At 47.3% G+C, this 16765-nt stretch carries 11 protein-coding genes; 2 read left to right on the top strand and 9 right to left on the bottom strand.

Annotated features, from left to right (window positions below; translation table 11 throughout):
• The first annotated feature begins 355 nt into the window (after positions 1–355).
• On the top strand, positions 356–1840 hold the full coding sequence (locus CEQ32_RS01515; protein ID WP_088585378.1) for an alanine/glycine:cation symporter family protein: 1485 nt from the start codon (positions 356–358) through the stop codon (positions 1838–1840).
• Between the two features lie 113 nt (positions 1841–1953).
• Here the strand turns inward: CEQ32_RS01515 and purF are convergent, their stop codons facing one another.
• The 9 genes from purF to fabB form a co-directional block, all read right to left on the bottom strand.
• Positions 1954–3468: an amidophosphoribosyltransferase gene (gene purF / locus CEQ32_RS01510; RefSeq protein ID WP_037420099.1), complete on the bottom strand. Its 1515-nt coding sequence runs from the start codon at positions 3466–3468 to the stop codon at positions 1954–1956.
• A gap of 181 nt (positions 3469–3649) precedes the next feature.
• Positions 3650–4138 carry a CvpA family protein gene (locus CEQ32_RS01505; RefSeq protein WP_011072963.1) on the bottom strand — a complete coding sequence of 163 codons (489 nt, stop codon included), beginning with the start codon at positions 4136–4138 and terminating at the stop codon, positions 3650–3652.
• Positions 4139–4248: 110 nt separating this feature from the next.
• Positions 4249–5064, bottom strand: coding sequence for an SPOR domain-containing protein (locus CEQ32_RS01500; RefSeq protein ID WP_088585377.1), 816 nt, complete (start codon positions 5062–5064; stop codon positions 4249–4251).
• Positions 5057–6355 (bottom strand): bifunctional tetrahydrofolate synthase/dihydrofolate synthase, encoded by a 1299-nt coding sequence (gene folC, locus CEQ32_RS01495; protein ID WP_088585376.1) that lies wholly within the window; start codon positions 6353–6355, stop codon positions 5057–5059. Before folC ends, CEQ32_RS01500 begins: the two co-directional genes overlap by 8 nt.
• A gap of 52 nt (positions 6356–6407) precedes the next feature.
• Positions 6408–7193, bottom strand: a complete 786-nt coding sequence (gene truA / locus CEQ32_RS01490; RefSeq protein ID WP_088585375.1) for a tRNA pseudouridine(38-40) synthase TruA — start codon at positions 7191–7193, stop codon at positions 6408–6410.
• Between the two features lie 112 nt (positions 7194–7305).
• Entirely contained in the window at positions 7306–10620 is a 3315-nt protein-coding gene (locus CEQ32_RS01485) for a FimV/HubP family polar landmark protein (protein ID WP_088585374.1), read from the bottom strand.
• Between the two features lie 179 nt (positions 10621–10799).
• Positions 10800–11816, bottom strand: a complete 1017-nt coding sequence (locus CEQ32_RS01480) for an aspartate-semialdehyde dehydrogenase (RefSeq protein ID WP_088585373.1) — start codon at positions 11814–11816, stop codon at positions 10800–10802.
• A gap of 2 nt (positions 11817–11818) precedes the next feature.
• Positions 11819–12949 (bottom strand): 4-phosphoerythronate dehydrogenase, encoded by a 1131-nt coding sequence (locus CEQ32_RS01475; RefSeq protein WP_088585372.1) that lies wholly within the window; start codon positions 12947–12949, stop codon positions 11819–11821.
• A gap of 150 nt (positions 12950–13099) precedes the next feature.
• Positions 13100–14311 (bottom strand): beta-ketoacyl-ACP synthase I, encoded by a 1212-nt coding sequence (fabB, locus tag CEQ32_RS01470; RefSeq protein WP_192959141.1) that lies wholly within the window; start codon positions 14309–14311, stop codon positions 13100–13102.
• A gap of 138 nt (positions 14312–14449) precedes the next feature.
• Between fabB and mnmC the strand changes: the two genes are divergently transcribed.
• Entirely contained in the window at positions 14450–16537 is a 2088-nt protein-coding gene (mnmC, locus tag CEQ32_RS01465; protein WP_088585370.1) for an FAD-dependent 5-carboxymethylaminomethyl-2-thiouridine(34) oxidoreductase MnmC, read from the top strand.
• Positions 16538–16765: the final 228 nt, after the last annotated feature.

The raw sequence follows: 16765 nt of genomic DNA, 5'->3' as shown, positions 1-16765 counted from the left end.
TTGCACAAATACCGTCCCCGCTATCCACTGTGGCAGAGTTAATAGTCTCAATCAATTCGCCTTATCTCCCCCGCTTTTCTCAATGATTCAAGTTGCTAGATTACAAATCTCAATGCAGCAGAGATAACACGCTGCAAAATAAAGCTCCTCAGTAACCCCATTAAATAAAGAACGTTAAATTATCAAATATTTAACAACTTTAGCTATGAAGTGACCAAAAAAATCGTTATGTTGAAGCTCTTGGACGCACACACGCGTTTTAACCTTAGGCCTAATTGGCTGTTTAGTACCCAAAATCACCTAAAAAATCTTAAAAACTCTGCAAAAAAACAACAGAATATTGGAGTTGAATTATATGAATGAGATTATTAATGCGGTCAACAATATCGTCTGGAGTCCCGCGCTCGTTTATCTTTGCCTCGGTGTAGGACTCTTTTTCTCCCTGCGCTCACGCTTTTTACAGTTACGTCATTTACCCGAAATGATCCGTCTAATGTTTGATGGCAAAAGCACCGATGCTGGCGTGTCTTCCTTCCAAGCTTTAGCCATGACCTTAGCGGGTCGTGTTGGTACCGGTAATATCGCTGGTGTTGCCACGGCGATTACCTTTGGTGGTCCTGGCGCTCTTTTTTGGATGTGGATGGTGGCGTTTCTGGGCGCAAGCTCAGCATTTGTTGAATCCACCTTAGGCCAAGTCTACAAAGAAAAAATCAACGGTGAGTACCGCGGCGGCCCCGCCTTTTATATCGAAAAAGGCTTAGGCATGAAGTGGTACGCTTGGACATTTGCCATTGCGACCATTTTTGCCTGCGGGATTTTACTGCCAGGGGTACAAGCCAACTCCATTGGTTCAAGCTTAAAAACCGCCTTCAATATTGACCCTAATGTCACAGCAGCCATTCTTGCGATGCTATTAGGTTTTATTATTTTTGGAGGGGTGAAACGGATTGCGCAGTTCGCCAGTACTGTAGTGCCTTTTATGGCGCTCGGCTATATCATTGTCGCCTGCGTGATTATCGCCCTTAACATTGGCCAGCTGCCTGACATTATTCTGCTGATCCTAAAAAGTGCCTTCGGACTCGATGCAGGCTTTGGTGCGATTTTAGGTCTTGCGATTATGTGGGGGGTAAAACGCGGTATTTACTCCAACGAAGCGGGTCAAGGTACTGGTCCGCACGCTTCTTCTGCCGCCGCCGTGAGTCATCCAGCCAAACAAGGGTTAGTGCAAGCCTTCTCAGTGTATGTTGATACCCTGTTCGTCTGCTCAGCCACTGGCTTTATGCTGCTGATCACGGGCCTGTATAACGTGCAGGGCCCTGATGGCGCAGCGCTTTATACCGGGATTGCGGGGATTGCGGCGGGCCCTGGTTATGTACAAACCGCAATGGAAAGCATGATGCCAGGCTTTGGTAATATGTTCGTCGCCGTTGCGCTATTCTTCTTCGCCTTCACCACCATTGTGGCCTACTACTATATTGCCGAAACAAACATCGCTTATATCAATCGCAAAGTGAATCGTCCTTGGCTTACAGTGGTACTGAAAGTCGTGCTAATGGCCTCCACAGTCTATGGCACAGTGAAAACCGCAGACTTGGCTTGGGGGATGGGTGATATTGGTGTGGGAATTATGGCGTGGTTAAACATTATTGCCATTATTCTCCTGCAAAAAATTGCCTTCACTTGTCTTAAAGATTATGAATCTCAGCAAAAACAAGGTATTGAGCCACAGTTTGATCCTGAAAAACTCGGTATTCACCATGCGGACTATTGGGTTGAGCGTAAAAATGCGCAGGATGAGCTAACACAGAGCCAATCCAACGAGAATCCAAAAATCTCCTAAGGCTTAAAATTCCAAACAAAAAGCCAGTGACTTATCACTGGCTTTTTGTTGTGCATTTTAAAGTGTGCCGACGCTTAACGCCAAGCACACTCTTTCATCTTAAGCGTTTCATCTTATGGATGGCAGACGTTGTGTAACTCAAGGTTAGTGCCAATATCCTTATTGCGATCAGCTTTGGCATCATCGTTACGAAGCTGCGTTAAATGATCGAGATAGGACTGATCAACGTCGTTGGTGATGTAGTGACCATCAAATACTGACGTTTCGAAACGTTTGATCTCTGGGTTTTCCATTCTCACCGCTTCGACTAGATCCGGCAGATTTTGGAAGATAATACCATCGGCGCCGATAAGCTTAGCAATTTCATCGGCATCACGACCGTGTGCGATAAGCTCATTCGAGGTTGGCATGTCGATACCGTACACGTTCGGGAAACGAATTTCCGGTGCAGCCGAAGCAAAGTACACTTTCTTCGCCCCTGCTTCACGGGCCATCTCAATGATTTGCTCTGAAGTAGTACCACGTACAATGGAGTCATCGACTAACAGGACATTCTTACCTTTAAACTCAGTGTTGATGGCATTGAGTTTACGGCGTACCGATTTTTTACGCTCTTGTTGGCCAGGCATAATAAAGGTACGGCCGATATAACGGTTTTTCACAAAACCTTGGCGGTAAGGTAAGTCCATGCAACGGGCGATTTCTAATGCGATATCGCATGAGGTTTCCGGAATTGGGATCACCACGTCGATATCATGGTCGTACCATTCTTTTTTGATCTTTTCACCGAGTTTGGCCCCCATGTTCACGCGGCTGGCGTAAACCGAGACATTATCGATAGTCGAATCTGGACGCGCAAAATACACAAATTCGAAGATACAGGGCGAGTAGCTTGGCTCTTTTGCACATTGGCGAGTATAAAGATTACCGTCGAGGGAAATATAAATCGCTTCACCCGGCGCAACATCGCGCATCACTTCAAAGCCGACAGCATCGAGTGCCACACTCTCTGAGGCAACCATATATTCAGTGCCAGTTGGGGTTTCGTGCTTACCCAGCACTAAGGGGCGAATGCCGAAAGGATCGCGAAACGCCACTAAACCTTGGCCAACAATCAACGCCACAACGGCATAAGCGCCACGGGCTTGTTCATGCACTTTAGCGATAGTGTCAAACACTTCATCAGCAGTCAGTGCTAAGCTCGTGGTTTTTTGTAGCTCATCGGCGAGCAGGTTTAACAACACTTCGGAGTCGGATGTGGTATTCACATGGCGACGCTTTTTAATCAGGCCTTCGGCCAATTCAAGCGTGTTGGTTAAGTTACCGTTATGGGCTAATGAAATCCCAAATGGCGAGTTAACATAGAAAGGTTGCGCCTCTGACGCGCTGGAACTGCCAGCAGTAGGATAACGCACATGACCAATGCCCGCATTGCCCTGTAAGCGCTGCATGTGTTTGACTTCAAATACGTCTTTGACCAGACCATTGGCTTTACGTAGTCTGAAAGCACCACGATCAACGGTGACAATACCTGCCGCATCCTGACCTCTGTGTTGAAGCACAGTCAGTGCATCATAAATGGTCTGATTAACCGATGATTGGCCAACTATTCCGACGATACCACACATGGGTAAGCTTCCTCATTGTAAGATGTTCTATGCCCTTTCATGTGAAATATAAGTAAAACACGAAGTAACTCCCCAGCCATTTGACCAGCGACCTTCGCCTCGATTTGAGTCTGCACCAATAGCGCCACAGAGTTCAAAGCAGACTTATTTTTCATCACTTAGGATAAATTTATTGTCTTTTTTATAGTTTGGGTACAAAGCTGGAGGTGTTTTCCAAATAGTTAAAGAACCACTGGATGACAACGCCAAATTCGGGCACTAATACAGAATCCTTCCACCATTGGGCGTTAGGTGAGCCTGTAAAAGCATCCATAAAAAACAGCAGCGCACTGACAATCAACGCGCCCCTAATAGCACCGAAACACAGACCTAAAAGTCTGTCAGTGCCAGATAATCCGGTTTTAACCACTAATTGCCCAATGATGTAATTGATAAGGGCACCGAGTATTAATGTGGTGATAAAAAGAATGGCAATAGAAACGCCATTGCGCAGCATCTCATCGTTCATTTGTGTCAGATGGATGGCGAGGTCTTGGTAAAATTGACTGGCAACAAAGAAAGCAGCAAACCATACCACTAACGACATGGCTTCTTTGGCAAATCCACGGATCAGACTAATAAGAGTCGATAACCCGATAACGAAGATGATAGCGTAATCAATCCAAACCATTGAGATGGCTTTCCAGCATAGGCTTTAAGACGGCGCGATTCTACCAGAGACTGAAACGATTCTCACCCCTAGAGAGGTAAATAAATTATTTCAGCCTCGGCAGTTCTGCATTAAGATTCCAACGGATTAAAAGGCACAATCCGACCTTTTAAACGTGTCAGACTTTCAACTTCTTCTTGTATTTTCTTCAACTTAACTTCTGACACATCTGGCCCCACAAACACTTTAGTCAACACGCCATCCTTTGGTGTGTCTGGAATTGTGTACGCCTTGTAACCACTTTTACGCAACTGCGCCACTAGCGCTTTCACATTGGCGGCATTGCTAAATGCGCCCAGTTGCAGGGTAAGTCCGGGCTTTAATGAATCACGACTCACCACTTTTATGCCATCGTCTTTGGCAGGTTTTGCAGATTCAGTTTTCGCTGTTTCGGCCTTAGGCTTTTCAGCTTTTGCAACCGTGGTTGGTTTAACCTCTGGCTTTTTAGGTTCGGTTTTAGCTATCGCAGGCTTAGGTGCATCTTTTTTAGGTTCAGACTTTGCCGTTTCCTTCAACTCAGCCTTGGCATCAGTTTGTACGGTCTGCGGCTTAAGTTGCTCCTTAGCAGCAGTTTGCACGGGTTCAGATGCAGACTCAGGTTTAGACTCTGGCTTAGCATCCGCACCCACTGCCTGCGCTAATGTCGCCTCATCATTGGGAGAAGGCTCTTCTGGCATAACATCTTTGACATCCACTTCTTGCGCAGATAGCACTTCAAACGTGTCATCGGCATTTTTATGCGCTATCGCGGTAGGACGTAAGGGAATTTCGGCAAATTGCTCCTTTTGCCGCTCCTTCTTACCGTCTAAAATATCCGGCAAAAAAATCACCCCGAGGGCGACCAGCACCACAGTGCCGACTAATCGATTATGAAACTGGCTAGACAAAACGGTTATCCTGCTTAAAGAGAGACTTAAAACCTGCCACAGTGTAAAAGGAGCCAAACACAATTACCACATCATCGGGTTGAATTTGCGCTTTTAATGCCGTCCAAGCCGTGGCGATATCCTCGAATTCGAGGGCCTTAGTGTCTTGCGCTAAGGTTTGACGTAGTAAGCTGGCATTAGCGCCACGCTCACCCTGTAAACTCACTAAGTACCAAGTGTCAATTAAGGGCGAAACCACAGGTAATACGCCGCCAATATCCTTATCCTTTAGCATACCGCACAGGGCAAACACTCGCTTACCCGCGACGATGGGCGTGAGTTGCTTGACTAAAAACCTTGCAGCATGGGGATTATGAGCCACATCGAGTAAAATCAGCGGCTGTTCGCTGACTTGCTCCAAACGTCCAGTTAAACGGGCGCTGCTGATCCCTTTGGCAATAATATCGGCAGCAATATGTGGCCAACCCTGTTCGACAATGGCAATTACTGTCGCAGCATTGGGTAATGGCAATGTGGGGAGACTAAGCTGTGTTAATTTAAGTACTTGCCCTTGATAGTCCCACGTGTTGCCATTTTGCTGATAGGTAAATTCTGTCCCGACTCGATACAACTTGGCGCCTAGGTGTTGGGCGACATCATTGACGGTATGGGGCAAGTTTGGCTCGCCGACAATGGCAGGCTTTCCTTGGCGAAAAATCCCCGCCTTTTCGCGGCCAACCAGCTCACGGGTATTACCCAAATACGCCTCATGGTCTAAATCAACCGAGGTCACGACGCTGATATCAGCATCAATCATGTTAGTGGCATCTAAACGGCCGCCAAGACCGACTTCCAAAATCACCACATCCAGCTTGGCCGCTTTAAATAGGATTAAGCCCGCCAAGGTGGCATATTCGAAAAAGGTCAGCGAAATCTCGCCACGTGCCGCTTCAATCTGTTCAAAAGCCGCTACAAAGGCGTCATCGCTGGCGTCCTGACCGTTGATTCGCACCCTTTCATTGTATTTGAGCATATGGGGCGAGCTGTAGACGCCCACCATCAACCCTGATAAACGCAGGATGTTCTCTAGCATGGCGCAGGTCGTGCCTTTACCATTGGTGCCAGCAACAGTGACAATTTGACTTGGCCCTAAATCCAATACATTAAGGCGCTCGGCAACCTTAGAAACCCGAGTTAATCCCATGTCGATTTCGGTTGGGTGAATCGATAATAAATACGCGAGCCATTGATCCAGTGGCGCGTTTGCTCCTGGCGCAACTAAGGCTGTCAATTCACTTGGGGCTATGGTCATCGGTTATTTCCTTCCTTCGAAACGCATTTAAGCTCTGCCACTATAAAAGCCATTAATCCAACATAAACAATGGCCCAAGCGCTAACTTTGGCAATTGATATTGCTCCGGATATGTCACATCCACAAGATAAAGTCCGTTCGATTTAGCCGTTGCCGCGGCTTGATTTCTATCTTTTAGTGACAACAGATCCGCCATCCAGGTCAATGGCTGGTTGCCAAGCCCAATCTCCAGCAGCGAACCGACAATATTACGCACCATATGGTGCAAAAAGGCGTTGGCAGATATATCGACGATCACATACATGCCTTGACGCGTCACTTTAACGCTGTGCACATTGCGAAACGGGGTTTTAGATTGACATTGAATAGCACGAAAACTGGTAAAATCCTGCTCGCCGAGCAGCGCCTGCGCCGCAATATGCATTTTATCAACGTCGATATCACCATGATAATGGCTGACGCCGTGGCGTAGGATCCCTGGGCGAAGATTATGATTGTAAATCACATAGCGGTAACGTCTAGCCGTGGCCGAAAAGCGGGCATGGAAGCTCTCATCTACCTCTTTTACCCAGCGTACGGCAATATTATCGGGTAAATTGGCATTAACACCTAAGGTCCAGGCACCTTCGTTACGTACGGCGTTGGTATCAAAATGCACTACCTGCCCCGTTGCATGAACACCAGCATCGGTTCTTCCTGCACAAAACAAGCTAATGGGCTCGTTTGCCACCTTAGACAAGGCTTGTTCTAATTGCCCTTGTACTGAATCGACTTCGGCCTGACGCTGCCAACCAAAATAGCCACTGCCGTCATATTCAATACCTAATGCAATCCGCATCACACATCCTCACAATTAATTTAGCGGCGCATTTTATCACAGCAGCCCGTAAAAAAAACGGCGCTGTGAGCGCCGTTGATCGTTAACATTAAAGCTTAATGCCAGTTCAAACTTAGCCGATCTCTTTAAGTAAACGAGCCGCTTCGTCCTGTTGACGCTCATTACCATCAATTTGAACTTCACGGAGTAGCGCTTTGGCACTGTCACTGTCATCGATTTCGATATAGGCACGGGCCAAATCGAGCTTAGCGTTAACAGAGTTCTCTTCATCGTCCACATCAATCATGGCTGCATCACCAATCAGGGCACCCACATCACTCATCTCCACATCCATTTCAGGGTAGAGATCTGTCTCTGTGTTATCCTGCTCGGCGTCATTAAGCAGTTTTTCAATATCGATATAGCCATGTTCGTTTTGGAAATTAGTCAAATCATGCTCAGGTACAAACTTCTTCGACTGACGTGACTCCTGCGCATCTAGCGCTGCTAATGCTTCATCGACCGTGAGAGTGTGCTCTTCATCGAGGGCAAAGCTATCTTCTGGTGTTAATACCTCATCATCTTCAACTTCGGTATTGGCACTAAAAGCAGCAAGCACATTGTCGTCACTTAAATCGATATCGTCATCAGTATCTAAGTCCGCCCTGAAAGCAAACTCATGAGCGACATCCTCATCAACAATATCATCATCTTTGTCAGTGATAATCTCGAATGTAGGCTCGACCTTATCAATCGGTTCGTCTAAAACAAATTCCAGAGGTTGACGCGGGGAAACCGCTTGCGGATCGACAGCGATAGGATCCACGGGTGCAACAGGTTCGGATTTAGGACTGTCAGTTTGTGCGCTAGACGTAGGCGCAAAGTTAAGCTCAGTGTCCCAATCCAGTACGTGGGGATCTTTACTCTTGTTAGCTTTTAAGTCGTTAAAGAAAGAAGCCTCTTTCTCTTTAACTTTTGCCGCGGCGGCAGCTGTCGCAGCCGTTAAAGCTGCGGTGGCAAGTACCGTATCATCCGCTTGATTATCGGCATCGAAACCGGTAAATGTTGGCTCAATTGCGGTTTCGTTTGGATTATCATCTGGGCTCTTCGCAATCGTATCACTGAGCTCAAAGGTATCATCCGTACCATCAATCGCATGGGCAGCACCGATGCCCTTGAGTAAGCCTTCATCCTCGAGCTTATCATCTGTTTCAGGGTAGGTGGTTTCGAGGTCGAAATTAAACTCATCTGCGTCGGCTTCAGCCTGCTCTGGCACATCAAATTCGGCGAGAAGAGATTCGAGATCATCATCTGCAGACGATAACTCTTCAGGTAATGCCGTTTCGAGCTCTGCTGCCAGCATATCGTGAGGGATGTCGGAATCATCGCTAGACGTTTGTTGTTCCGCCGAATCTTGGGCCTCAAAACCTGCGAGCAACTGGTCAAGATCATCATTGACTGGTAGGTCGGTGTTTAGTTCATCTTCCAATTCCGCAGCAATGGCTGCTGCAAGTGCAGGGTCATGCGCGGTTGGTGCATCCAAACCTGCGAGCAGAGAATCAATATCGTCGGATTCAATGACACCGATATCATTAAGTTCAGTATCTAATTCTGCGGCGATTTCATCGCTTAAATCAGGCTCTGGCGCTGCGGGTTTATCAAAATCTGCCAGTAACGCATCAATATCGTCGGTTTGCGCGACCCCTAGCTCTGCTAACTCATTATCTAATTCAGCAGCAATTTCATCGCTAAGATCGGATGCTGTAGCGGTGTTTTCCTTACCATAATCCGCTAATAATGCATCGAGGTCGTCCTCAGCCACTGGCTCAGATACCGAATCGGTCATTTCAGATTGATTAAACCCGGCGAGCAAGGCATCAATATCATCTTCAGCCGTTTCAGTTAACGCTATATTTTCAAGTTCATTATCTAATTCCGCAGCAAGCGATGCGGCTAAATCTTGATCGGTATCTAACTCAGCTGCATCAACCACCTCTGGGTCGGCTGGAATATCAAATCCCGCTAATTCATCAAGGTTCTCATTAGTAGATGGCGCATCAGGCTCTTCGGAGCCAAGCCCTGCCAATAATGCATCAAGATCCTCTTCTTCGAGAATATTACCTGATTTGGGTTTTTCTTCCGCAAAGGCATCCTCTTGGTCGCCCATGGCCTCAGCCCAGAGATCATCTAAGGATTGGCCTTCGTCCTCTTCAAATTGTGGTTCTGCCGCAGTGTTAACACCTGGGTCAATAAACATTTCAGAAGCGATGTCCATCTGCTCATGGCCATCGGTCATTTCATGCTCGGGTTGTAAACTCACGCTACCGACATCTAATAAGCTATCAATGGAATCGGCATGGTCAGTGTCTAAATGCACAGCCATATCGTCAAGATCATCGTCATCCATCGCCAGCACTGATGCTCCCGTTGCCACACCAGCAACACCTGTCGCCATGGCTACCTGCTGGGCTGCTAACTCACGGCGTTCTTTATTACGCTTACGACGAAGCATCCAGAACACAAGCAGCAGTAGTAACAATGCAGGGACTACCGCTGCTGCAACCAATAACAGCGGATTATTTATCAAGTTTCGCCATAGATCTTCAGGCTCAGTAGGCGTTTGCGGCTGCGCATCGGCATCTGATGGGGCTTGAGCAGCTTCCACCTCGGCCTTCAGTGCAAGATTTTGCTTTTTACTCGCCTGTAAGGTTTCCTCTAATACCGCAATTTGTTGGTTTAAATCCTCAATTTTGGCTTTAAGGGCTTCAACATCGGCATTTCTTACCGCGAGCTGATCTTGTGCTCTGGCTAACTCATCAGTTAAGGATAAATTTTTGCTCTCCGCGGCCTCAAGGCGAGTATTCACATCGGAACTCACCATTTTCGGCGCAGCGGGTGGCGTCGCAACGGCATCCGTTTTAGCAACTTCGGTCTTAGCCGCTTCGGGTTTAACATCGACTTTAGGTTGAGGCTCTACCTTAACTACGGGAGTGACAACAGTCGGTTTAGTTACCGGTTTAGGAGCCGCTTTTGCGGTATTACGGACTTGCTTATCGCTGCGTTCGGCACGGGCAATCGCTACACTATTGGGAATGGATAACATCACTTCTTTCGAAGGGATCAGCAAAATCATGCCACGTTCGAGGCTATTGTAACTGTCGGAGTTAAACGCATGGGGGTTGGCATCAAATACTGCAGCCATGACTTGATAAACACTGACACTGGCATCGGGACGGACTTTTTGCGCAATACTCCAGAAAGTATCTTTAGCGGTCGTTGGTCCATATTGATGATTGACCTGACGGATTTGTCCATCTGGTCCCATGATTTTTAAAGGTTTTATTTTGGGAGTATCGGCAGCTATCGCAGGATCAATAAAAGAGGTCGTGGAAAAAACAGCTAAAACGGTGGCCATCAGGCCCACAAGATACGAAGTGCGAAATTTCATCAATCCTTCCCTTTGAAGCGCTATTTAAGTTATCTCGCTGATAACAGGCTTTAGGCAATTGTATTTATTGAGATTACTATAAACTAGAAATCCCAGCCCTGCTACTGTTCACAATTGTAAAACAAAAAAAGCCTGCTGGCAGCAGGCTTTTTCATTGGGCATCAATTGCTACTTAAGACTTAGTAATAATCTCTCACTAAAATCTCGGCAATTTGCACACTGTTTAAGGCTGCGCCTTTACGAATATTGTCCGACACTACCCAAAGGTTAATACCGTGAGAATGGGAGATATCCTTACGCACACGTCCCACATAAACAGGATCGGTACCCGCTGCATGGGTCACAGCCGTTGGATATTCGTCATCGGACTCGAACAATACCACTCCTTCGGCATTACGCAGTAAAGCTTTAATATCTTCTGCATCGGCAGGTTGTCGAGTTTCGATGTGAACCGCTTCAGAATGGCCATAGAATACCGGCACGCGCACAGCAGTCGCGTTAACGAGAATGTCATCGTCACCAAAAATCTTCTGGGTTTCCCAGACCATTTTCATTTCTTCTTTGGTGTAGCCGTTGTCCATAAATTTATCAATTTGCGGCAATACGTTAAACGCGATTTGCTTTGGATAAACGTCAGCGTCAGCAGGCAGACCTTGCAGCAGCTTAGTGCATTGTTTTGCCAATTCTTCAATCGCTTTTTTACCCGTACCAGAGACCGATTGATAAGTCGCCACGTTAATACGACTGATGCCATAAGCGTCGTAAATCGGTTTTAGAGCCACCAGCATTTGGATGGTCGAGCAGTTCGGGTTGGCAATAATATTACGGTTGCGGAAATCAGCAATCGCATGGGGGTTAACTTCAGGCACAACCAATGGAATATCAATGTCATAGCGGAAGTGAGAGGTGTTATCGATCACCACACAACCCGCTTCAGCGGCGATAGGCGCCCACTTGGCCGAGACATCACCACCGGCAGAGAAGAAGCCTAACTGCGCTTGGCTCCAATCGAAGGTTTCGACGTCCAAAATGGTAACTTGTTTGCCATGGAAGCTGACCGTTTCACCGGCGCTACGGCTACTGGCTAAAGGATATAAGTTCGCAACCGGGAAGTTACGCTCTTCGAGGATCTCAATCATTGTTTGACCCACTGCACCCGATGCACCTAAAACGACAACATTAAATTCCTGCGACATAATTACCGACCGACTCCTGAAAAACCTAAATTGGACAACCAATCTACCTCAGATTGGCCGTGATAAGCCAGCGCCAATGCACTAAATTCGCGTCGATGTTTGTGATTTTTTCTCATAGTGTCGAAGCCATTCGACCTTGCAAAGCCATTTCGGAATACGGCATCGTCATCACGCAGGTCGTAGACGAATCTTGCGAGCTGTAATAGGGCTTTTTCATCGGGGACTTGTTCGAGTTCAACCGCCTTAAAATGAAATGGCGGCAATAGCTCGGATAAGCGTTTAGTGGCCGGAATGGCTAACAACTTACACAATTTTTGGTACAGCATAAAAGTGCCACGAGCCTTACCTTCTAAGCTGTAACCGGCGATATGCGGGGTGGCAAACTCAGCAAAAGGCACCAACTCCGGCATGGGATTCGGCTCCCCTTCCCATACATCGAGCACCAATTTAAGATCATCCCTTTGCTGCTTGACCTTAATTAAGGCTTGATTATCAATTACATCACCACGGCAACAGTTCACCAACCACGTATTAGATTTAAGACTCATTAGGCGCGCTTCATCGAATAAATGCAGTGTCTTATGCTCGCCAGTGCGAGTGATGGGCACATGTAGGCTGATGATATCCGCTTCATGTAATAGGGTTTCAAGGCTCACAAAATGACGGGGATCGCCTTCGGCCGCTTTGATGGGGTCATTGAGCAATACCTTAATACCGTAGGCTTCGAGGCATTTGGCCGTCGCGCTGCCAGTATTGCCCGCGCCGACAATCCCCACAACTTTACCCTTGAGCGGCGAATTAAACCGCGCTGCCAGTTCTAACATCGCAATAAAGGCAAATTCCCCGACAGCGGTCGCATTACAGCCGGGCGCATTCGAAAAGGGAATGCCACGCCCAGCAAGGTAGGCCAGATCCACATGATCAGTCCCTATGGTGGCGCTGCCGACAAACCTAAGTTTTGGATTGGCATCTAACAGTGCGGCATTGACTCGGGTGACAGAGCGTACCAGCAGCACATCGGCATCTTGCACCTGCTCAGGCGTTAATGTGCGGCCATTAACTGGAATTATCTCGCCTAACGCCCCAAATAAGGGTTCGACATAGGGCATATTTTCATCGACAACAATCTTCATGGGGACCTTTCTGATAAAAATGGGCTAGAGAGTGAGTAGCCAAGGATTCTAGCAAGACTCTGATCATAAACCCAATCCCTGAGTCGCATTGCTCAATTTTAGCTAATAAAAAAGGAAGCCGAAGCTTCCTTTTTTAACAAAAATAATAGTTTACTTATATTTGCACATCACTAACGTTGCGTTAGTGCCACCAAAACCAAAGCTGTTGCTCATGACAGTGTTTAGCTCTGCATCGCGGTATTCACGCACGATTGGCATGTCCTTCGCAGCTTCATCTAAGTTATCGATGTTGATGCTTGGGGCAATAAAGCTGTTTTCCATCATGATTAAGCTGTAAATCGCTTCATGTACGCCTGCGGCGCCTAATGCATGACCCGTCATAGACTTAGTCGATGCAATTGGTGGACACTTGTCTTTAAAGACTTCACGTAGTGCTTCTAATTCACGCACGTCACCTACTGGAGTAGATGTACCGTGGGTGTTGATATAGTCAATTGGTGTGTCCACACCGGCCAGTGCCATTTGCATACAACGCACCGCACCTTCGCCAGACGGAGCCACCATATCGTAACCGTCTGATGATGCACCATAACCAATCACTTCAGCATAAATCTTCGCACCACGAGCCAGTGCGTGCTCTAACTCTTCAACGATTAAGATACCGCCACCACCAGAGATAACGAAACCATCACGGTCAGCATCATAGGTGCGAGAGGCTTTTTCTGGAGTGGCATTGTATTTAGTCGATAGCGCGCCCATCGCATCAAAGCCCATGGTCAGTGTCCAATCCACTTCTTCCGAACCGCCCGCAAACACCATATCTTGCTTACCCATTTGGATAAGTTCTACGGCGTGACCGATACAGTGAGCACTGGTCGCACAGGCTGAACTGATTGAATAGTTCATACCTTTAATTTTAAAGGGTGTCGCTAAACAAGCGCTGGCCGTGCTCGACATAATGCGTGGCACGATATAAGGACCCACGCGTTTTACGCCTTTTTCGCGTAGAATATCAGCCGCTTGCACTTGGTTAGAAGACGAAGCGCCGCCTGTACCCACAATCAACCCTACGCGAGGATCTGAATATTGCTCTTCAGTTAACTGAGCATCCTTAATGGCTTCTTGCATTGCAATGTAAGCATATGCCGCAGCATCGCCCATAAAACGCAGCGCTTTACGGTCAATCAGCTCTGAAGGATCTAATTTGATATTGCCCCATACATGACTGCGTAGTTGCATTTCTTCAAACTGAGCGGAATGTGTAATACCACTACGGCCCGCTTTAAGTGACTCAGTCACTTCTTGCTTGTTATTACCGATACTTGAAACAACACCCATTCCGGTGATCACGACTCTTTTCATTTTATTGCTATCCATTGTGTACATGTCAGTACCTACTTTTTGCTGAGCCAATAGTATCTGTTTTGCTTCAATTAAGTGGTCAGCTTTCCATAAAGGCGGGTAAAATAATGCCTAATATGAGACCGAGAGTATATTTCTTTGACTGCTAAGCCCCAACAATCTTACCAATTTAAGCGTGATTACCCGCATTATCCCCAATGCGCATTGACTACTGCACAGTCTCTGGACAATTTTACTCTCCTTCAACTCTCTCGCTTACCGACGAAATCAACTCAGCTCATTCAGGGCTTACGCGTGATGGGGCAATGGGGATTAGGCGATGGACTCGAGCTACTCTCTTTACTGCATCACTGGCAAACGCATACTCAACCTCAAGGCAAAACGCGTCTGTTAGTCAAAGTGTTTGAGCCCAATCCCATTAACGATTACGAACTTAAATTACTTTGGGATCAATCGCAAAGTTTAATTTCCAAGCCTCATTTACAACCCATTGCCAATGCCATACTTAGGGCAAAGCCTGCGCGCATTATAGGGTGCCAGAGATTAATTTTTGATGACTGCCTAATCACAGTCGATTTGCATTTTGGCGATCTGAACACAGCACTTAGCCAACTCCCACACAGTACTTCTCATCCCATTCAGCAATGGCTGGTTTTACCGCATTTATCTGCGCAGCTAAATGGTAAGCAACTCTGGCAAATGGCGCGCTTGAGTGCGGATGATGCCCTACTGATTGGGCTTAATCTTAGTGAAACAGCACAGCACCTTGCCCACAGAAGCGGCTTTAGCACGCTTGACGTCAGACAAGACGCTCTCAATGAAAATGTCTGCGACTCACTGCGAAGCCAGATTATCAGCGACAAGATTCTGATCCATGAGCGTAAATTGCTGCGTCAACAAGCCGATACCGTTCAGGCATTTACCCCAAAACCTTCGGCACTCGCCACTAAAGAGCAGCCAATTGCCATCATAGGCGGGGGACTCGCGTCAGCGCATCTGATGCTATCACTCGCCGAACGAGGCCAAAGTAGCATATTGTTTTGTAAGGATAATGAGTTAGGCCAAGGCGCGTCTGGTAATCGCCAAGGGGCGATCTATCCCCTACTCACGCCAGAAAATGATGAACTTAGCCGTTTTTTCCAACAGGCGTTTCTATTCAGTCGCCGCCGAATCGAGGCGCTGAGTCTTGCATCAACGATGGGCACGAACGGAACATCTGGTGTGACACCAATTTCCCATGATTTTTGTGGTGTGCTGCAAACGGGTCATGATGAGCGCAGCCAACAACGGCTGGATAAAATCATCCAAAGCCAAGACTGGCCAGTGGAAATCGCCTACGCCGTTGATGTGAATGAAGCCAACGAGATTGCCCGAATAGGTATTGATAAGGCTGGATTTTTCTATCCCCTTGGGGGCTGGGTATGCCCATTTGAATACGCCAAAGCCGCGGTAGATAAGGCCTCGCAACTTGCCCATGTGCTGTGCCATTTCAATACCGAGATCACCGAAATCGAGTGTGATGCAAAGGCTTGGTATCTCCACAGTCAAGGCCAACGTTTTGGACCATTCCGCCAACTCGTACTCGCCAATGGCGCGCAACTCACCCAATTTTCGGCCAGTGAGCGGTTACAGATAAGTCCGTTTCGCGGCCAAGTGAGCCACGTCCCCGCCCAATTTAAGCTGAGCCAACTAGCGACAGTGTTATGCGCCAACGGTTACCTCACGCCGAGTCATCAAGGCTTACATTGCCTCGGTGCCAGCTATGTCAAAGCGGCAGAGCACCTCGATTTTTGCCCGCAGGAGCAACGGGAAAACTTAGGAAAAATGCAAGAAAGCTACCCCAATCAAGCCTGGGTTGACGATATCGACATCAGCGGCAATAGCGCACGTGTCGGCGTGCGGATGGTAACGCGGGATCATTTCCCCATGATGGGCTGTGCACCCGATGTGGCTGAAATATTGGCGCGCTATGAACAGCATCAACTCAATCAGCAACAGGCCGAACAGAGCAGACATTATTGGCAAACAACTCCCGCGCCTATCCTCGATGGCCTTTATATTTTGGGTGGTTTAGGGTCGCGGGGATTAAGCTCAGGCCCCTTGGCGGCCGAATGCTTGGCGGCACAGTTAACCGGAGAGCCGCTGCCACTGGATTGGCCAACCTTAAATAAACTCAACCCCAATCGGATGTGGTTACGCAAATTACTAAAGGGTAAAGCGCTTTAGATCAAGCAGTGTAGAAACAGCACGTTAGTAAAAAGCGTTTTGGTATAAAGTGCTTTAGTCAAGATAAGCATCGTGGTTTGAGTGAAAACCTGTGTAATTAAAACAAAGGTTTATCATTGAGCGCGAATCAGCGCTTGCATCTTAACGCCCCAATAATTGGCAGTTCAAAACAAAAAAGGATTAAGCAGTGCTTAATCCTTTTTGCATTAACTATCAAACATGAACCAT

The sequence above is a fragment of the Shewanella sp. FDAARGOS_354 genome (assembly GCF_002209245.2).
Lineage (GTDB): Bacteria > Pseudomonadota > Gammaproteobacteria > Enterobacterales > Shewanellaceae > Shewanella > Shewanella xiamenensis.
Note: the sequence above shows the minus strand (reverse complement) of the source record. Positions and strands in the feature narration are given on the sequence as shown.